Source organism: Plantactinospora endophytica (assembly GCF_016862915.1).
In the GTDB taxonomy this organism is placed as follows: domain Bacteria; phylum Actinomycetota; class Actinomycetes; order Mycobacteriales; family Micromonosporaceae; genus Plantactinospora; species Plantactinospora endophytica.
Window position 1 is genome coordinate 269,137 of record NZ_BONW01000004.1, and the last position, 17,846, is coordinate 286,982.

17 protein-coding genes and 2 tRNA genes are annotated in these 17,846 nt (G+C 72.8%); 13 read left to right on the forward strand and 6 right to left on the reverse strand.

Annotated elements, in window-relative coordinates; all coding sequences use genetic code 11:
- Nucleotides 1-313: 313 nt before the first annotated feature.
- Nucleotides 314-829: a hypothetical protein gene (locus tag Pen02_RS06885; RefSeq protein ID WP_203865074.1), complete on the forward strand. Its 516-nt coding sequence runs from the start codon at nucleotides 314-316 to the stop codon at nucleotides 827-829.
- Between the two features lie 93 nt (nucleotides 830-922).
- Here the strand turns inward: Pen02_RS06885 and Pen02_RS06890 are convergent, their stop codons facing one another.
- Nucleotides 923-1,861 carry an endonuclease/exonuclease/phosphatase family protein gene (locus tag Pen02_RS06890; protein WP_239140198.1) on the reverse strand — a complete coding sequence of 313 codons (939 nt, stop codon included), beginning with the start codon at nucleotides 1,859-1,861 and terminating at the stop codon, nucleotides 923-925.
- A gap of 156 nt (nucleotides 1,862-2,017) precedes the next feature.
- Nucleotides 2,018-3,154: a hypothetical protein gene (locus tag Pen02_RS06895; RefSeq protein WP_203865075.1), complete on the reverse strand. Its 1,137-nt coding sequence runs from the start codon at nucleotides 3,152-3,154 to the stop codon at nucleotides 2,018-2,020.
- 168 nt (nucleotides 3,155-3,322) lie between these two features.
- Between Pen02_RS06895 and Pen02_RS06900 the strand changes: the two genes are divergently transcribed.
- The 5 genes from Pen02_RS06900 (at nucleotide 3,323) to arfB (ending at nucleotide 7,893) form a co-directional block, all read left to right on the forward strand.
- Complete coding sequence (locus Pen02_RS06900; protein ID WP_203865076.1) at nucleotides 3,323-4,372, forward strand: AAA family ATPase; 1,050 nt, start codon at nucleotides 3,323-3,325, stop codon at nucleotides 4,370-4,372.
- Nucleotides 4,373-4,446: 74 nt separating this feature from the next.
- Nucleotides 4,447-5,547, forward strand: coding sequence for a DUF58 domain-containing protein (locus Pen02_RS06905; RefSeq protein WP_239140200.1), 1,101 nt, complete (start codon nucleotides 4,447-4,449; stop codon nucleotides 5,545-5,547).
- The gene (locus tag Pen02_RS06910) at nucleotides 5,544-6,503 is read left to right on the forward strand and encodes a VWA domain-containing protein (RefSeq protein WP_203865078.1); all 960 of its coding nucleotides are present in this window, start codon (nucleotides 5,544-5,546) and stop codon (nucleotides 6,501-6,503) included. Before Pen02_RS06905 ends, Pen02_RS06910 begins: the two co-directional genes overlap by 4 nt.
- 74 nt (nucleotides 6,504-6,577) lie before the next feature.
- Nucleotides 6,578-7,453, forward strand: coding sequence for a S1C family serine protease (locus tag Pen02_RS06915; protein ID WP_203865079.1), 876 nt, complete (start codon nucleotides 6,578-6,580; stop codon nucleotides 7,451-7,453).
- 17 nt (nucleotides 7,454-7,470) lie between these two features.
- The gene (gene arfB / locus Pen02_RS06920; RefSeq protein WP_203865080.1) at nucleotides 7,471-7,893 is read left to right on the forward strand and encodes an alternative ribosome rescue aminoacyl-tRNA hydrolase ArfB; all 423 of its coding nucleotides are present in this window, start codon (nucleotides 7,471-7,473) and stop codon (nucleotides 7,891-7,893) included.
- A 52-nt stretch (nucleotides 7,894-7,945) separates the two neighbouring features.
- On the opposite strand, the gene Pen02_RS06925 is transcribed toward arfB, so the two are convergent.
- Nucleotides 7,946-8,983 carry an aminotransferase class V-fold PLP-dependent enzyme gene (locus Pen02_RS06925; RefSeq protein WP_203865081.1) on the reverse strand — a complete coding sequence of 346 codons (1,038 nt, stop codon included), beginning with the start codon at nucleotides 8,981-8,983 and terminating at the stop codon, nucleotides 7,946-7,948.
- Between the two features lie 93 nt (nucleotides 8,984-9,076).
- On the opposite strand from Pen02_RS06925, the gene Pen02_RS06930 reads away from it, so the two are divergent.
- Together Pen02_RS06930 and Pen02_RS06935 are read left to right on the forward strand one after the other, a co-directional pair.
- Nucleotides 9,077-9,793, forward strand: coding sequence for a TetR/AcrR family transcriptional regulator (locus Pen02_RS06930; protein ID WP_203865082.1), 717 nt, complete (start codon nucleotides 9,077-9,079; stop codon nucleotides 9,791-9,793).
- Nucleotides 9,794-9,832: 39 nt separating this feature from the next.
- Nucleotides 9,833-10,591 (forward strand): SDR family oxidoreductase, encoded by a 759-nt coding sequence (locus Pen02_RS06935; RefSeq protein ID WP_203865083.1) that lies wholly within the window; start codon nucleotides 9,833-9,835, stop codon nucleotides 10,589-10,591.
- 25 nt (nucleotides 10,592-10,616) lie between these two features.
- On the opposite strand, the gene Pen02_RS06940 is transcribed toward Pen02_RS06935, so the two are convergent.
- Nucleotides 10,617-11,498, reverse strand: coding sequence for a 3-methyladenine DNA glycosylase (locus tag Pen02_RS06940; RefSeq protein WP_203865084.1), 882 nt, complete (start codon nucleotides 11,496-11,498; stop codon nucleotides 10,617-10,619).
- Nucleotides 11,499-11,572: 74 nt separating this feature from the next.
- The gene (locus tag Pen02_RS06945; protein ID WP_203865085.1) at nucleotides 11,573-13,390 is read right to left on the reverse strand and encodes a hypothetical protein; all 1,818 of its coding nucleotides are present in this window, start codon (nucleotides 13,388-13,390) and stop codon (nucleotides 11,573-11,575) included.
- Nucleotides 13,391-13,541: 151 nt separating this feature from the next.
- Here Pen02_RS06945 and Pen02_RS06950 point away from each other — a divergent pair, with 151 nt between their 5' ends.
- From Pen02_RS06950 to Pen02_RS06960, 3 genes are all read left to right on the forward strand, one after another.
- Nucleotides 13,542-14,345 (forward strand): fumarylacetoacetate hydrolase family protein, encoded by an 804-nt coding sequence (locus Pen02_RS06950; RefSeq protein ID WP_203865086.1) that lies wholly within the window; start codon nucleotides 13,542-13,544, stop codon nucleotides 14,343-14,345.
- Nucleotides 14,346-14,446: 101 nt separating this feature from the next.
- Nucleotides 14,447-14,518 (forward strand) — tRNA-Gln (locus Pen02_RS06955).
- Between the two features lie 84 nt (nucleotides 14,519-14,602).
- Nucleotides 14,603-14,675 (forward strand) — tRNA-Glu (locus tag Pen02_RS06960).
- A 362-nt stretch (nucleotides 14,676-15,037) separates the two neighbouring features.
- Here Pen02_RS06960 and Pen02_RS06965 read toward each other — a convergent pair.
- Complete coding sequence (locus tag Pen02_RS06965; protein WP_101370253.1) at nucleotides 15,038-15,724, reverse strand: IclR family transcriptional regulator; 687 nt, start codon at nucleotides 15,722-15,724, stop codon at nucleotides 15,038-15,040.
- Between the two features lie 49 nt (nucleotides 15,725-15,773).
- Between Pen02_RS06965 and leuC the strand changes: the two genes are divergently transcribed.
- Nucleotides 15,774-17,228: a 3-isopropylmalate dehydratase large subunit gene (leuC, locus tag Pen02_RS06970; protein WP_203865087.1), complete on the forward strand. Its 1,455-nt coding sequence runs from the start codon at nucleotides 15,774-15,776 to the stop codon at nucleotides 17,226-17,228.
- Between the two features lie 15 nt (nucleotides 17,229-17,243).
- Nucleotides 17,244-17,831 (forward strand): 3-isopropylmalate dehydratase small subunit, encoded by a 588-nt coding sequence (gene leuD / locus Pen02_RS06975; RefSeq protein WP_203865088.1) that lies wholly within the window; start codon nucleotides 17,244-17,246, stop codon nucleotides 17,829-17,831.
- Nucleotides 17,832-17,846 lie beyond the last annotated feature (15 nt).

Sequence of the window (17,846 nt, forward strand, 5' to 3'; positions counted from 1 at the left end):
CCTCCTCCTTTGCTGAATGCTATGTTCGCTCATGGTTGTTGAGTGGACACTCTAAGTAGTATTCGCTGGTGAACGCGGGGCGACGATCGGCGCCGGTCGGGCGTTCGCCGGGCAACACAATCATGCGTCGAGACTGATGCAGCCCTCGTCATGCGGTGACTCCCAACGGGAGTGGCCCGGTTGACCGGGCATTCCTGTTCGGTCGTGAGTCGGGCGGGTGGGGGCGTACCCAGAACAGTTAGGTCGACAGTTCGGACCATCTCCACCGTCGGTAAGACCATCACCATCCTGGGCAAAAGAAAGAGATGACGTCATGGCCAGAATTTTTGGACGTAAGACGATCCTGCTAGCCGTCGGAGCACTCGCGCTGACCCTCGTCGGTGGTGGCATCGCCGTCGCCGGCCCGACTTCCCGTACCGACCCCGACGCGGTCCGGGTCAACGGCCGGATGGTCCAGCAGCCACCGGTCACCCAGGCCGACATCGACATGGCGAAGGCGGCGCTGCTCAAGGGCGACGCGAGCGTCCAGGCGTCGAGCGCGCAGCTCTTCGCCGTGGTCAGCGCCAACGGCGGCCTGATCCGGCACAGCCAGGGAGTCTCGGCGACCTCGCTCGGTGTCGGCCTCTACCAGGTGGTCTTCACCGTGCCGGTGGCCAACGGGGCGTTCCTCGGCACGATCGGGCTGACCGGCAGCGTCGGGACCTCACCCTCCGGCTTCATCTCGGTGGTCGGCCGGACCAACCTGGCCCAGGGTGTCTTCGTGCAGACCTGGAACGCGGCCAACCAGCCCGCCAACCGCAGCTTCCACCTGTCGGTCCACCTTCCCTGACCCCCGGTGTCCGTCGGCCTCCGTGTTCCCCCGAACGGACACGGGGGCCGACGGCGTGGTGGGGCAGGACCGGAGCACGGCCCGATCGGAGGGTCAGCCCGTCGGCAGGGTCAGTTCGGCCAGCACCGGCCGGTGGTCGGAGCCGGGCAGCCGGGACACCGTCACCCGGTCGACCGCGATCCGCCGGTCCACCAGTACGTGGTCGATGGTCACCGGCGGCAGCGGGTCGCCGTCGTACGGTCCCCAGGTGCCGGTGAGCCCGGCGCCTACCGCGTCGGCCGCGTCGACGTACCCGGTGTCCAGCAGGTCGCGCAGCGGGGCGTGGTCGAGGGTGGCGTTGAAGTCCCCGGCCAGGATCCGCAGCGGGCCGTCCGGAGTGGCCGGTGGCTGGGCCCGCAGGTCGGCACGCCAGTCCGCCAGCCAGGCGAGCGTGGCGGGCGCCATCGGATGCACCGACTCCACCAGCACCGTCGGCCCGCCGGCCGGCTGGATCGTCCCGTACGCCTGGGAGAAGCCGCCCCCGTTGCGCCGGGTGCCGGTCTGGCTGAGCGGATAGCGGGAGTAGAGCGCCGAGCCGGTGGTCCCCACCTCCGGGTTCACCTGCCGGTGCGGCAGCAGTTCGGCCAGGCCGAGCCGAGCCAACGCCAGTTCGCTGTCCGGGGTGAACTCCTGGAGGGCGAGCAGGTCGACCCGGGCACTCCGGACCAGCGCGACCAGCGTCTCCGGCTCGGCGGCCCCGGCGAGCAGGTTGGCGGTCAGCACCCGCAGCGGCGTCCCGTCGGCGGTCGGTCGGCCCTCCGGCAGGGCCCGGGGGACGACCAGCCCGATCAGGGTGATCGCGGCGACCGCCGCGACGCCCGCCGCCCACCAGCGCCGGGCGGCCAGCGCCAGCCCGAGCGGGACCAGCGTCCAGGCCGCCACGTACGGCGTGAACGCCAGCAGTTGCACCAGCGGCCCGCGCTCCAGCCCGCCGACCCGCACCGCCGCCCAGCCGAGCCCGGGTACGGCCAGCGTCCAGCAGAGCGTGCTCAGCAGTCGTCGGCGCCGGTACGGCCGCGCTGGGGCGGCCGGCGTGATCGGCGTGATCGGCGTCGGTTCCGGATCGAGATCGACATCCACGCCAGCACGCTAACCGTCGGTTGTGGAGAGACGGTGAAGAAGCGGTGCCGGCGCGGGCCTGGTCGGGGCCTAGTTCGGGCTGGGCCAGGTGTTGTTCAGCACCCCGGTCAGCGCGTCGTACTGGTAGACCGTGGTCCGGTGCGGCCGGTTCGCCGGGTGCTCCTTGACCTGGGTGACCAGTACGCCGATCTTGACGTGGTCCCGGCTGACCACCGAGCGCCACGGCACGCCGTCCCGGGAGACGTCGACCTGGTGCGAGAAGTTCCCGTCCGGCGCGGTGATCGAGTATCGGGGCCCGGCCGGCGGGTCGATGTCGAGCCCGCCGTCGGCCCGGATGGTGAGGGTGACGACCAGGTTGTTGTCGAGGTCGTGGATCTGCGCCGGATCCCCGGCGTAGAAGCGGCTGCGGCCCTGGCCCTGGATGTCCATCCCGTTGTAGTAGGTCTTGCCCTGCGCGTCGACCCAGAAGTGCGGCACGTGCGCCTTGGGCGCCCCGTAGGTGAGGCCGGGGTAGTAGGCGAGGTGCCAGTGCGGCGGGTTGTCCGGGTGCAGCACGTTGTTGGTCTCGAAGCCCATCAGCGAGAAGAAGTGGCCCTTGCGGCGGGCCTCGGCGACCAGCCCGGAGTCCTGGAGCACCGCCTCGCTGGCGATCATGTAGTTGATCACCGAGGCGGCCTGTGTCGCGGGCCAGGCGACGCTGGTCCACGGCCCGGCCACCCGGTCCGGGTCGTTGTGTTCGATCCGCCAGTGCAGCCCGCTCGACGTGTCCGGCTGGAGCATGCTCCAGACCTGCACGGTCGCCTGGTTGGCGTTCACCGTCGACCAGGTCACCGGCAGGGTGAAGCTGATCCGGTACGGCGCACCGGCGTGCCGGCGGATCGGCAGGCGGGTGTCGGTGGCGACGACCGAGCCGACCCAGGTGCCGGGCCAGTCGACGGTGACCGTCACCGCCTCGCTGCGCGGACCCCGGACGAAGGAGTAGTACTCCGCCCGGCTGGCCACCTGGGTCGAGGCGCCGGGAACCAGTTCGTAGCCGGCGGGCAGGGTGATCTGCGGGGTGCCGGGCTCCCCGGGGATCGCCTTGACCAGCCGGAATCCGGCGTAGTTCGGCGCGGGAACCGGATCGGGGGCCGCCGCCGCTGGTGCCGCGAACGCCAGCACCGAGGCCGCCGCCAGCAGTATCGCGCCGCACCGTCGCAGCAACACAATGCCTCCCCGTTCGTCCCGTCCCGGCATCACTGACGGATTCGTGTGCCGCCGATTTTATTGGTACGACGGAGATTTCCGGCACCCCGAGTTGCTCCTGTGACGGAACTTGTCATGACGGTGCGGTAACCGTGGGTTTGCCGGGGGTGAGGTCGGGAAGCCCGCACCGTGACGGACATGTCAGACACCGTGGCCACCCGCCCCAGGCCGGTCGAGACGCCTTCGGCCGGCCCGGAACTGGAGCAGGCCCTGTTCGAGGTCAAGCGGGTGATCGTCGGGCAGGACAGGTTGGTGGAGCGGCTCTTCACCGCGTTGCTGGCCGACGGGCACTGCCTGCTCGAAGGCGTACCGGGGGTGGCGAAGACCCTGGCCGCGCAGACCCTGGCGACGGCGGTGGGTGGGGACTTCTCCCGGATCCAGTTCACTCCGGACCTGGTGCCGTCGGACATCGTCGGTACCCGGATCTACCGGGCGTCGGCGGAGAGTTTCGACGTGGAACTGGGTCCGGTGATGGCGAACCTGGTGCTGGCCGACGAGATCAACCGGGCACCGGCGAAGGTGCAGTCGGCGCTGCTGGAGGCGATGGCCGAGCGGCAGGTCTCGATCGGCGGGCGGAGTTATCCGGTACCGGCGCCGTTCCTGGTACTGGCCACCCAGAACCCGATCGAGTCCGAAGGGGTGTACCAACTCCCGGAGGCACAACGCGACCGGTTCCTGTTGAAGGTCATCGTCGACTACCCCACCGACGTCGACGAACTGGCCATCCTCTACCGGATGAGCGCCGAGCGGCCGACCGCCCGCGCCGTGCTCGACCCGCAGCGGCTGCGCGAACTCCAGGACCGCGCCTCCCGGGTCTTCGTGCACCACGCCCTGGCCGAGTACGTCGTACGGCTGATCCTGGCCACCCGGGATCCGGCGCGGTTCGGGGTGCCGGAGGTGGCGCCGCTGCTCGCGTACGGGGCGAGTCCCCGGGCCACCCTCGGGCTGGTCGCCGCCGCCCGGGCCCAGGCCCTGTTGCGGGGCCGGGACTACGTACTCCCCGACGACGTACGCGAACTCGCCCCGGACGTGATCGCGCACCGGTTGGTGCTCTCGTTCGACGCGATCGCCGACGGGGTGCCGGCCGAGTCCGTGGTACGCCGGCTCGTCGAAGCCGTTCCACCGCCCCGGATCGCACCGAGCCGCGAGGAGCAGCGGCGCGGCGTGGCGGTCGCGTGAGCCGGGTCAGCCGGGCGGGTCGGCCCGGCCGGGCCAGCCGGCTCGACGACCACCGGGCGGGCAGCGAACCGACCCTGGGCCAGCTCGCCCCCGAACACCGGCTGCGCCGCCTCGAACTGCTGGTCACCCGGCGGCTCGACGGACTGCTGCACGGCCAGCACCTCGGCCTGCTGCCGGGGCCGGGCAGCGAGTTCACCGGCGCCCGCGAATACCGGCCCGGCGAGGACGAGGTACGCCGGATGGACTGGGCGGTGACCGCCCGGACCACGCTGCCGCACGTCCGGGAGGTCGACGCCGACCGGGAACTCACCACCTGGCTGCTGGTCGACGCCACGCCGAGCATGGACTTCGGCACCGCGGAGCTGGACAAGCGGGAACTCGCCGTGGCGGCGGTGGCCGCGGTCGGCTTCCTCACCGCCGGGGTCGGCAACCGGCTCGGCGCGCACCTGCTGGCCGGTACCGGAATCCGCCGGTTTCCGGCCCGCACCGGCCGGGCCCACCTGCTCGGCCTGCTCCGCCTGCTGCTCACGGCCCGCCGCGCCGACACCTCCGCCGACACCTCCGCCGGCACCGGGTCGCCGTCCGGCAGACCGTCGCTCTTCGGAAGACCGTCACCTGTCGGGAGGCCGCCGTCACCCGCCGGGAGGCCGTCAGCCACCGACGTCCCGTCAGCCGCCGACATCCCGTCGCCGGCGGGCCGGCCGTCGCTGGCCGATGCGATCACCACGCTGCACCGGGCCGCCGCCGGCCGGGGCCTGGCGGTGCTGGTCTCCGACTTCCTCGACGGGCTGCCCGACGGCGAGGGCGGCACGCCGGCCTGGGAGCGGGCCGTCCGCCGGCTCGCCGTACGCCACCAGGTGCTCGCGGTCGAGGTGGTCGACCCGCGCGAACTGGAGTTGCCGGACGTCGGGCTGGTCACCCTGGTCGATCCGGAGACCGGCCGGCGGCGCGAGGTGTCCACGGCGGACCGGCGGCTCCGGGAACGGTACGCCGCGGCGGCGGCCGGGCAGCGTGAACTGGTCCGCCAGGCGTTGCGCCGGGCGGGCGCCACGCACCTGCCGCTGCGTACCGACTCGGACTGGGTCGCGGAGATCGTCCGACACGTACACACCCAGCGGCGGCTGGCCGGCGCGGCCCGTCCGCCCGTTGCAGCGGTACGGGGAGGCGCGGCATGACGTGGCAGTCTCCGGAGCGGCTGTTGCTGCTGCTCGGCGTACTCGGGCTCGGCATCTGGTACGTCGTGCTGCAACGGCGCCGCAGCCGGTACGCCGTCCGCTTCACCAACCTGCGACTGCTGGACCGGGTCGCCCCGGACCGGCCGTCCTGGCGCCGGCACGTGCCGGCCGGACTCTTCCTGGGCATGCTGGCGCTGCTGGTCGTCGGCTTCGCCCGGCCGGAGGCGGAGGTCCGGGTGCCCCGGGAACGGGCCACCGTGATGGTCGCGGTGGACGTCTCGACGTCGATGCTGGCCACCGACATCGAACCGGACCGGCTGGCGGCGGCGAAGTCGGCGGCGCACCGGTTCGCCGAGACGCTGCCGGACGAGTTCAACGTCGGACTGGTCGCCTTCGCCGGCAGTGCGGCGGTACTCGTGCCGCCCGGCACCGACCGTTCGGCGCTGCACTCCGGGATCAGGCGGCTCGCCGAGGGCAGCACCGGGGTGCAGGGCACCGCCATCGGGGAGGCGATCGGCACCTCCCTGGAGGCGATAAAGACCTTCGACGCGCAGGCCGCGAAGAACCCGCCGCCGGCCCGGATCGTGCTGCTCTCCGACGGGGCGAACACCTCCGGCCGCGATCCGCTGGCGGCGGCGGACGAGGCGGTGCAGGTGGGCGTACCGGTGCACACCATCTCGTTCGGCACCGCCTCGGGGTACGTCGCCCGGGGCGGCCGGCCGATCCGGGTACCGGTCGACGGCCAGACCCTGCGGGCGGTCGCCGAGCAGACCAAGGGCGGCTACCACGAGGCCGGTACCAGTGCCGAGCTGCGGGCCGTCTACGAGGACATCGGCACCTCGGTCGGGTACCGCACGGAGAAGCAGGACATCTCCGCCCGGTTCATCGGCATCGGGCTGCTGTTCGCCCTGGCGGCGGCGGGCGGCTCGATGGCCTGGTTCTCCCGGCTGCCGTAGGCCGGGCCGCCCGCCGGGGCGCGACCGGCAGCTACCTGCCCTGATCCGACGAGTGGACTGACGAGGAGTGAGCTATGGCAACGCAGACCGGGCTCGGCGAACCCCGCGGCCCATGGTTCATCTCACCGGAACTTGAACCGGACGGGCGCGGCGTGCCAGGCGTACCCGGTGAGGTGCTGGCGGCCGACCGGGCCACCCGGCGGCGGCGCGCGCTGCTCGCCGCGCTCGCGGTGGTCGCGCTCTCCATCGGTTCCGGCGGCCTGGCCGGCGGCTGGGTGGCCAGTCAGGAGACGTCGGGGGAGCGGGGCAAGGCGGCGCAGGCCGCGCTGCCGGCCGACCTGGTGGCCGCCGCCGCCCAGGTGGTGCCCGGGGTGGTGTCGGTGACGGTGGCCGGCGGGGACAAGTCGGCCAGCGGCTCCGGCTTCGCCATCGACGACATGCAGCACATCGTCACCAACGACCACATCGTGGCCCGGGGCGGCGGCGGGGAGCCCGGCAGTGCGGTGATGGTGGAGACCTCGGACGGCCGGCAGTTCCCGGCCCGGCTCGTCGGCCGGGACTCCAGCAGCGACATCGCGGTGCTCCGGGTGCCGCCGTCGGCGGGGCTGACGGCGCTGCCGCTGGCCAAGCCCGGCGCCACCCGGGTCGGTGAGCCGGTGCTCGCGGTCGGTTCGCCGCTGGGGCTCGCCGGCACGGTGACCGCCGGGATCGTCAGCGCGCTGGACCGCCAGGTCAAGCTGGGCGACAATCGGCACAGCGCGGTGCAGACCGACGCCTCCATCAACCCCGGCAACTCGGGTGGTCCGCTGGTCAACGCCCGGGGCGAGGTGGTCGGGGTGAACACCGCGATCGCCACCATCGACGGCAGCGGGTCGATCGGGATCGGCTTCGCCATCCCGATCGAACAGGTGCAGCAGACGGCGGACACCATCATCGGCAAGGGCGGCTGAGCCGTACGGTTGACGCCATGGCACCCCTGACCATCCGACCGGGACTCGTCATCCCGGAGGCGGAACTGAACTGGCGGTTCTCCCGGTCCAGCGGCCCGGGTGGGCAGGGCGTGAACACCACCGACTCGCGGGCCGAACTCTCCTTCGACCTGGCCAACTCGACCGCACTGCCGGAGCGGCTCAAGGCCCGGGCGCTGGACCGGCTGGCCGGCCGGCTCACCGACGGCGTACTCACCGTCTCGGCGTCGGAGCACCGGGCCCAGTTACGCAACCGGGAGGCGGCGCAGGCCCGGCTCGCCGCGCTGCTGGCCGACGCGATCGCGCCACCGCCGCCGCCGAGACGGGCGACGAAGCCGAGCCGGGGCGCGAAGGAGCGGCGGCTCGCCGAGAAGAAGCGCCGGGGCCAGCTCAAGCAGTCGCGGCGCCCGGACGTGGAATGACGGTACGTGGAGCGGTGCGTCGCCCCCGGCCAGGTCTACCGCCGAGGTCGCCTCAGGAGGTCAGGGCGGTGAGTGCGAGGTCCACGTCGTGTTCGGTGGTGTAGAGGTGGAACGAGGCGCGTACCCGGCCCGCCCGGACCGCCGCCCGTACCCCGGCCGCCGCCAGCTTCTCCGCCGCACTGGGTACGTCGACGGTGACGATCGCGCTGTCCCGGGGCGGCTGGCCGAGGCCGGTCAGGAACCGGTTGGCCAGCCCGACGTTGTGCTCGCGGATCGCCGGCAGCCCCACCTCGGCGAGGAGTTCCAGGGCCGGTGCCGCGCCGACGAAGCAGAACCAGGCGGGGGAGAGGTCGAACCGGCGGGCGTCGTCGGCCAGGCGTAGCGGCGGGCCGTAGTAGGACGTGTGCGGGTCGGACCCGGCGTACCAGTTGGCGGCCAGCGGGGTGAGCCGGTCCCGCACCCGGGGACCGAGGACGCCGAACGCGGCTCCGCGTGGCGCCATCAGCCACTTGTACGCCCCGACCGCCACCACGTCCGCCCGGCCCGCGTCGAACGGCAGCCAGCCGCAGCCCTGGGTGGCGTCGACCACGACCAGTGCGTCGTACGCCTCGGCGGCGGCGAGGATCTCGTCGTACCGGGCGACGGTGCCGTCCGCCGACTGGACCAGGCTGAACGCGACGACGTCGGTGTCGGCGTCGACCGCCTCGGCGAGCCGGTCCTGCGGCACGGTGCGGACCCGTACGCCCCGCTCGGCGTGCGCCAGCCACGGGAAGAGGTTGGAGGTGAACTCGACCTCCGGCACCAGCACGGTGGCGCCGGCCGGCAGGGCCGCCCCGACCGGAGCGAGCAGTTGGGAGACGGTCGCCCCGACGGTCACGTCCGACACCGGTACGCCGACCAGCCGGGCGAAGGCGGCCCGGGACCGGGCGGTCGAGTCGTCCCAGCCCTCCCAGGACGTACGCCCGGTGCGCCAGTCGGCGAGGGCGGCCTGGAGCGCCTCCCAGGCCGGGTCCGGCGGTAGCCCGTAGCTGGCGGTGTTCAGCCAGCCCGGCTCCGGCTTCCACAACTGCTGCGCACCTGCTAGATCCACTCGGCCAGCGTAGTACCGGGGTCCAGCAGTGGTGTAACGACGATTACATCCCGGCGGTAGCGACGCTACGACAAAGGTGTTATCGTCGTTTACGTGGATACGAGAACACGGATACTGCACGCCGCGGCGGACCTGCTGGCCCGGTCCCCGGAGGCCGACGTCTCGACCCGGGCGGTCTGCGAGGCGGCCGGGGTCGGTGCCCCCGTGCTCTACCGGCAGTTCGGCGACAAGGAGGGCCTGCTCGCGGCGGTGGTCGACTTCGGCTTCGAGCAGTACCTGGCCGGCAAGCGGGCGGCGGTCCCCTCCGACGACCCGGTCCGGGACCTGCGCGACGGCTGGGACAACCACGTCGCCTTCGCGCTGGAGAACCCGAACTTCTACCGACTGATGTACTCGCCGGGCCTGTCCACCCCGCCGGCCGCCGCCACCGAGGCGCACCAGTTGCTGCTGGCCGTACTCGAACGCTGCGCCGCGGCCGGCCGACTCCGGGTCACCCCGCAGTTGGCGGCCCAGATGGTGATGCCGGCGAACGCCGGTGTGGCCCTGCTGCTGATCACCCGCCCGACCGTCTACACCGACGCCGCCCAGGTCTCCACCCGGGTACGCGAGGCGGTCGTCACCGCCGTCGTCACCCCGCAGGCGCCGGCCCGGCCGGACCGCGCCGTCGTACCCGGCGGCGAGGTCGCGGTGGCCGCCGCCAATCTCGGTGCCCTGCTGTCGACCCTCTCGGACAGTCCACTCTCGACGGCCGAAACCGGTCTGCTGCTGGAGTGGCTGACCCGCCTCGCCGACCGCCCGACCACCGGCTGACCCCTCCCGGAACCCCTCGGAGAAGCAAGGAGAAGAACAGTGTCCACCCCGAACACCCCTGACACCCCGAACACCCGTACCGCCGTGGTCACCGGTGGCTCGCGCGGCATCGGCCGCCGGGTCGTCACCCGGCTGGCCGCCGACGGTCTCGCCGTGGTCGTCGGCTACGCCGGCAACCAGGTCGAGGCCGAGGCCGCCGTCAAGGAGGTCGAGGCGATCGGCGGGCGGGCGATCGCCGTACGGGCCGACGTGGCCGACGAGCACGCGATGGCCGCGCTCTTCGACACCGCCGAGCAGACCTTCGGTGGCGTCGACGTCGTCGTGCACGCGGCTGCCCGGATGCCGCTGGCGCCGCTGGCCGAACTCGACCTGGCCGACCTGGACGACCTGCACCGGACCAACATCCGGGGCACCTTCGTCGTCGACCAGCAGGCGGTACGCCGGCTCCGCCCCGGCGGCGCACTGGTCAACTTCTCCTCCTCGGTGGTCGGTCTCGCCTTCCCGAACTACAGCGCCTACGCCGCCAGCAAGGGCGCGGTCGAGGCGATGACCCTGGTGCTGGCCCGGGAGATGCGCGGCCGGGACGTCACGGTCAACGTCGTCGCACCCGGCCCGACCGCCACCGACCTGTTCCTCGGGGCCAACGACGAGCAGCGGGTCGCCCAGTTGGCGGCCCAGCCGCCGCTGCAACGGCTCGGCACCCCCGACGACATCGCCGAGGTGGTGGCCTTCCTGGCCAGCCCGGCCGGGCACTGGGTCAACGGCCAGGTGCTGCGGGCCAACGGCGGCATCATCTGAGCCGGGTCCGCCACCACCCCGTCCGTCAGCCGGGCACGGCTGCCGCCAGCGCGGCGAGCAGCCGGGAACGGAGCGGGGCGGCCCGGTCGGCGAAGCCGCGCTGCGCGGCGGCGTACTCGGCGCGGCCCTCCGGGGTCTCCACCCGGACCGGCGGATGACCGAGTGCGGCCAGGTCGTACGGGCTGGCCCGCATGTCCAGGGTACGGATCTCCCGGGCCAGCGCGAACGCGTCGGCGACCAGTTCGCTCGGCACCAGCGGAGAGAGCTTGTAGGCCCACTTGTAGAGGTCCATGTTCGCGTGCAGACAGCCCGGCTGCTCGTTGTCGTGCTGCGTCTCCCGGGTCGGGGCGAGCAGGTTCAGTGGCCGGGCCGGCGCGGTGAAGAACCGGTACGCGTCGAAGTGGCTGCACCGGATCCGGTTGTCCTCCACCACCCGGGCGGTCTGCTCGGGGTCCAGCCGCAGCGGCCAGGCGTCGTGCCGTACCTCCGCCTGGGTCTGCCGGTAGACCATGGCCCACTCGTGCATCCCGAAGCAGCCGAACTGACCGGCCCGGCCGGCGGTACGGGTCAGCAGGGTGCGGATCCACTCGACGGAGTCGCCCCGGCGCGCGCGTACCGCCTCGGTGTCGAGGGTGAGGCCGGGGTCCTCGACGCGGTAGTCCCGACCGAACTCGGCCGGTTCGGCGTCCCGCAGCACCACGCCCGCGCCCGGGTGCCAGCGGCGGAGCTGGGCCGGCCGGTGCGAGTAGTAGGTGAAGAGGAAGTCCTGCACCGGATGCCGGGTGCCGGTGCCGCGCCGGGCCAGGTGCGGCGCCAGCCACTCGTCCACCCGCTCCTGGTGGGCCTGCCGCCGGGCGCGCCAGTCCGCCGCGTCGAGCACGACGGTACGGGCGAGGGCGGCGGTCACCGCTCCAGGGTACGGCGCCGCCGTGCCGACCCCGCCGAGGCGCTGCGGTCACCCCGGGGCGGCGGGTCGGCGGGCTAGTGCGGCACGTCGACGCTGACCCCGGCGGAGAAGACCGCGCTGCGCAACTCGATCCGGGTCGGTTCCGCCGCACCGGTCGAGGCGAACACCAGCGGCATGATCAGGCGTTGGCCGGCCGGTACCGGTTCGGCGAACGGGTCCTTCCCGGCGTTGGCGACCTGGGTCGCCGTTACGTCGGCACCGACCCAGTCCCCGCTGGGCAGGTACGCCCGTTGCAGGGTGCCGTGCCACTGCTGGCTCTTGTCGGTCAGGTTGCGTACCCCGAGGATCGCCTGGCAGCCGCCGGGTGCCGGCGGGCACGCCAACCGGTAGACGGTGAACTCGAAGGCGCTCTCCCGCAGGCTCGTGCCGACCGGCCCGGCCACGGTCTTGCCCACCCACGCCCCGCTCGACGGCTGCCGGTCGGCGTTGATCGCGCTCACCTGGCTCGACCCGGTCCACGCGGTGAGCGCGGCCAGTGCGGCGGCCAGCAGGGCTGCGGTGCCGACCGTGAGCCAGGCCGGCGGCCGGGGGCGGCGTCGGGGCGGCCGGTAGGTGGTGGCCGGATGTGGCGCGGGGCGGGCCCGACCGACCGCCGGGGACAGCTCCTCGGCGCTCGGCTCCGGCAACTGCTCCGGTACGTCGGGTTCGGCCGGCTCGTCGGGCTCCGGCGCGGGTGTCCGGGGCGGTACGGGCGCCTGGCCGACGTACCGGGCGCCGCCGGCGATGCCCACCAGACCACCCGCCTCGACACCGTCCGCCTCGACACCATCCACTTCGACCGGTTCCATCCCCGCCGCGTCGGCCGGTTCGTCGGGGCGGGCCAGGCCACCCTCCCTGAGCAGCCCTCCGCCCTCCGCACCCCGGGCCTGGTACCCGACCGGAGTGGCGCCGGTGGCGGGAGCGGCCCCGGTGGCCGGGGCGTCGGGCCTCGTCGAGGCGGCCTGCTCCGCCGCGCCGCCGATCCGGCGATGGCCGGTGGCCAGCCGTACGCTCTCCGGTACCGGGATCTTGTGGTCTCCGCGTACCCGGGCCCGGGCCCGGGCGATCGGACTGCCGGACCTGCGTACCCGCCGGGCCGCCGCCTCGGCCTGCTTCTCGGCGGCACGCTGCTCCGCCGCACGCCGCTTCGCGGCCCGTTTCGCCGCCCGCCTGTCGGTGTCGCCCACCGGCGTGCTGTTGACCCGGTTCGCGGCCCGCCGTCGGCGCAGCCGGCGCCACCAGAGCGCGCCACCGCCGGCCGCGAGCAGCACCAGCGCCGCGATCGCGGTACCCAGCAGCGGGGCCCGGCGCCACCACGGCGGAGCGGTCGCCGCCTCGGCCTGTACCGGGTCGTCCGGGCCGGGGGCAGCAGCGGCTGCCTTCGTCCGGTCCCAGGTCGCGGTGGCGCAGTCGTACGGCATGTTGCCGCCCGCGACGAAGGCGCAGGCCGGGGCGGTGACGTTCGTCCCGGACGGCGGCGGTACGAGGGTCGTGCTCAGCAGCGCGGCGCTGCGGGCACCGAGCTGGACCTGCCAGACCACCTCGGTACCGAGCTGCCCCGGCATGGTGCCGGGCGCGCTGGCCGCGCCACCCTGGCTGATCATCGACGGGGTGGTACCCGGTGGCAGCTCCTGCCGGACGGTCGTCTTCACCATGCCGTCGGTACCGTTGCGCACCCGGATGTCGTAGCGGGGCGCGGGATTGCCGGAGCTGGTCATCGCGACGGTGATCAGCGGACCGGTGGTCGGTACGGGGGCGCCGGCCGCCTGGCCGGGTGCTACGGGCGCAACGGCGGCCAGCAGGCAACCCCCGATCACCGCCCCCGCCGCACGTAGTCGGATCGATGCAGGCATCACGAAGTGTCCTCCCGACCCGACGCTAAGCCGGACGGGTGGCCGGCCGACGGGGAAGGATCGAACGCCTGCCGGCGGCCTCGGCGCCGGGGTATCGTGCCCCGCCGCAGGCCGCGCCGGCAGCCGCCGCCGGTGGGGATAGATTGGCGGCGTGCGTATCGCTCGTTTCGCTCATGCAAAGGGAATGTCGTTCGGCGTCGTCGAGGGTGACCCGGAGGCCGGTCCCGAGGGGCTGACGGTGGCCGAGATCGAGGGCCACCCGTTCGGCGAGATCCGGTTCACCACCGCCCGGTGGGCGCTGGCGGACGTCCGGCTGCTCTCACCCATCCTGCCGAGCAAGGTGGTGTGTGTCGGCCGCAACTACGCCGAGCACGCCGCCGAACTCGGCAACGACGTACCGGCCGAGCCGCTGCTCTTCCTCAAGCCGTCCACCTCGGTGATCGGCCCCCGGGACGCGATCCGGCTGCCGGCCCAGTCCAAGCGGGTCGAGCACGAGGCCGAACTGGCCGTGGTGATCGGGCCGCCCGGTGCGCGCCGGGCCGACCGGGCCGCCGCCGCCCAGGCGATCTTCGGCTACACCTGTGCCAACGACGTGACCGCGCGGGACCTGCAACGTTCGGACGGCCAGTGGACCCGGGCCAAGGGCTTCGACTCGTTCTGCCCGCTCGGCCCGTGGATCTCGACCGGGCTGGACGTCAGCGACGTCGAGGTCCGCTGCGAGGTGGGCCGGGGCACGGACGAGCCGGAGGTACGCCAGCTCGGCCGGACCAGGGACATGGTCTTCGACGTTCCGACCCTGGTGTCCTACGTCTCACACGTGATGACGCTGCTCCCCGGCGACGTGGTGCTGACCGGTACCCCGGCCGGGGTTAGCCCGATCGTCGACGGGGATACCGTCACCGTCCGCGTCGGCGGTATCGGCGACCTGTCGAATCCGGTGGTGACCCTCGACTGAGGGGCGGTGTGGTCCGGGCGTCCCCCGACGCCCGGTACCGACCCGATTTGGTCTCCACCACCGGGTCCGGTAAAGTTCGCTTTCGGTGCGACGAGCACCGATGGGGTATGGGGTAATTGGCAGCCCGACTGATTCTGGTTCAGTTAGTCTAGGTTCGAGTCCTGGTACCCCAGCAACCGAAGCCCGAAAGGGCGAAGGTAGCTGGTCTCTGATAGAGTTCAGCAGCGTTGATCGCAAGGTCAACAAAGGAAAGTCCTGGCCCCGTCGTCTAGCGGCCTAGGACGCCGCCCTCTCAAGGCGGTAGCGCCGGTTCGAATCCGGTCGGGGCTACGACTGACGGCCCGCGTCACTCCGGTGGCGCGGGCCGTTTCCGTCGGTACGCACGCCACTCGGGAAGGCCCGCTGTCCCGCACGCCTGCGGCCGTTTCGCCACGCCTGCGGCCGTTCCGCACGGTCCGCGACAGACGCCGTCGACAGTCGCCCCGCCGCCAGGTCCTCGGCCGGAGGGTTTCTCCTCGGTCGACCGGGCCCGTGGGCCAGTTCCCGATGTCGAGCATGGCACACCGGCCCCGACCTGGTACCCGAAACGAGCCACTTGGCGGCACCGACATCCCGGACGCAGAGACGGGCGGTACCGGCCGAGGAACGGCGGTACCGCCCGACGGGCGGGAGTGAAGGTCGGAGTGGGTTGTCTAGAGGCCGCTCAGGCGTTGACCGGCCCGGACGACGGCCATCGCGTGCCGGTCGCCGGGACGTCGGCCGAGCCGCTCGATCGGCCCGGAGATGCTGATCGCGGCGATCACCCGACCGGTCCGGTCCCGGATCGGCGACGAGACGCTCGCCACCCCGGCCTCGCGTTCGGCGACGCTCTGCGCCCAGCCCCGGCGGCGTACCTCGGCGAGGGTGCGGCCGGTGAACTTGCACCGGGGGAGCAGCGGCATGACCGCCTCCGGCGGCTCCCAGGCGAGCAGGATCTGTGCGGCGGAGCCGGCGGTCATCGGCAGCACCGAGCCGACCGGTACGGTGTCACGCAGCCCGCTGGCCCGTTCGGCGGCGGCGACGCAGATCCGCTCGTCGGCCCGACGCAGATAGAGCTGGGCGCTCTCGCCGGTCGCGTCGCGCAGTGCCGAGAGCAGCGGCTCGGCCGCGGTCAGCAGTACGTCGGGGGCGGCGTTGGCCAGCTCGCCCAGGCGGGGCCCCGGACGCCACCGTCCCTGGGTGTCCCGGACCAGCATTCGATGGATCTCCAGGGCCTGGGCCAGGCGGTGCGCCGTGGCCCGGGGCAGCTTGGTGCGATCGACGAGTTCGGCCAGGCTGGCGCCGTCGACGCAGGCGGCCAGGATGACGACCGCCTTGTCGAGAACGCCGACACCGCTCATACTGTGTCCCACAAGCCGAAACCTACCTCCCAGAATTTAGGATGTCCAGATGGTGGGAGTCACTCCAGAGCCGTCCTCGCCCAGGACCCTGGCCGAGAAGGTCTGGGATGCTCACGTGGTGCGATCCGCTGACGGTGAGCCGGATCTGCTCTACATCGACCTGCACCTGCTGCACGAGGTGACCAGTCCGCAGGCCTTCGACGGGCTGCGGATGGCGAACCGCAAGGTCCGCCGCCCCGACCTCACGCTCGCGACCGAGGACCACAACACCCCGACCGGGTACGACGATCCGTCGTTCCGGTCCCGGCGCGGCGACCTGCTCACCATCGCCGACCCGACCTCCCGGACCCAGATCGAGACGCTGCGCCGCAACTGTGCCGAGTTCGGGCTCAAGCTGCACCCGCTCGGCGACGACAACCAGGGCATCGTGCACGTGATCGGGCCGCAGCTCGGGCTGACCCAGCCGGGCCTGACGATCGTGTGCGGCGACTCACACACGGCCACCCACGGCGCGTTCGGCGCCCTGGCGTTCGGCATCGGGACGAGTGAGGTCGAGCACGTCCTGGCGACCCAGACCCTGCCGCAGATCCGCCCCAGGACGATGGCGGTGACCGTGACCGGTGAGCTGGCCCCCGGGGTCACCGCCAAGGACCTGGTGCTGGCGTTGATCGCCCAGGTCGGCACCGGCGGCGGGCGCGGCCACATCGTGGAGTACCGGGGCGAGGCGATCAGCCGGCTCTCCATGGAGGGCCGGATGACCATCGCCAACATGTCGATCGAGTGGGGCGCCAAGGCCGGGATGATCGCGCCGGACGAGACCACCTTCGCCTACCTCAAGGGGCGGCCGAACGCCCCGCAGGGCGCCGACTGGGACGCCGCCCTCGAATACTGGCGGACCCTGCCGACCGACGAGGGCGCGACCTTCGACAGCGAGGTGGTGCTGGACGCGAGCCGGATCAGCCCGTTCGTCACCTGGGGCACCAACCCCGGCCAGGGCACCGCGCTGAACGCCGCCGTACCGGATCCCGAGGACTTCGTCAGCGACGCCGAGCAGACCGCTGCCCGGCGGGCGCTGGAATACATGGACCTCAAGCCCGGCACCCGGCTCCGGGACGTACCGGTGGACGTGGTCTTCGTCGGCTCCTGCACCAACGGGCGGCTGGAGGACCTCCGGGCCGCCGCCGACGTACTGCGTGGGCACAAGGTGGCCGACAGCGTGCGGATGCTCGTCGTACCCGGGTCGGCGGCGGTTCGTGAGGCAGCCGAACACGAGGGGCTGGACAAGGTGTTCACCGAGGCCGGCGCGGAGTGGCGGTTCGCCGGCTGCTCGATGTGCCTCGGCATGAACCCGGACACCCTCAAGCCGGGCCAGCGCTCGGCCTCGACCTCCAACCGTAACTTCGAGGGCCGGCAGGGCCGGGGCGGGCGTACCCACCTGGTCTCGCCACCGGTCGCCGCCGCCACCGCCGTGGTCGGCCGGCTGGCCGCGCCGGCCGACCTGTGAAGGGGCTGACCTGAGATGGACAAGTTCACCGTGCACACCGGTACGGCGGTCCCGCTGCGCCGGTCCAACGTGGATACCGACCAGATCATCCCCGCCGTGTACCTCAAGCGGGTGACCCGGAGTGGGTTCGAGGACGGGCTCTTCAGCGCCTGGCGGGAGGACCCGGCATTCGTACTCAACGATTCCTCATATTCCGGGGCGTCGATTCTGGTGGCCGGCCCCGAGTTCGGTACGGGCTCCTCGCGGGAGCACGCCGTCTGGGCGCTGCGCGACTGGGGGTTCCGGGTCGTGATCGCCCCCGGCTTCGGCGACATCTTCCGGGGGAACTCGCTCAAGGAAGGTCTCCTGCCGGTCGAGCTTGAATTGAAGGCCGTCGAGGCGTTGTGGGAGTTGGCCGAGTCCGAGCCCGGCACGCGGATCACCGTCGACCTGACCGCCCGGGAGGTCCGGGCCGGGGACGACACCTGGTCCTTCCCACTCGACGACTTCAGCCGCTGGCGGCTCATGGAGGGCTTGGACGACATTGGACTGACCCTCCGGCACGAGGCGGACATCACCGCGTACGAGGGCGGGCGATCCCCCTTCCGGCCCGTGGTGGCATAGGCCGAACCGCCGCCC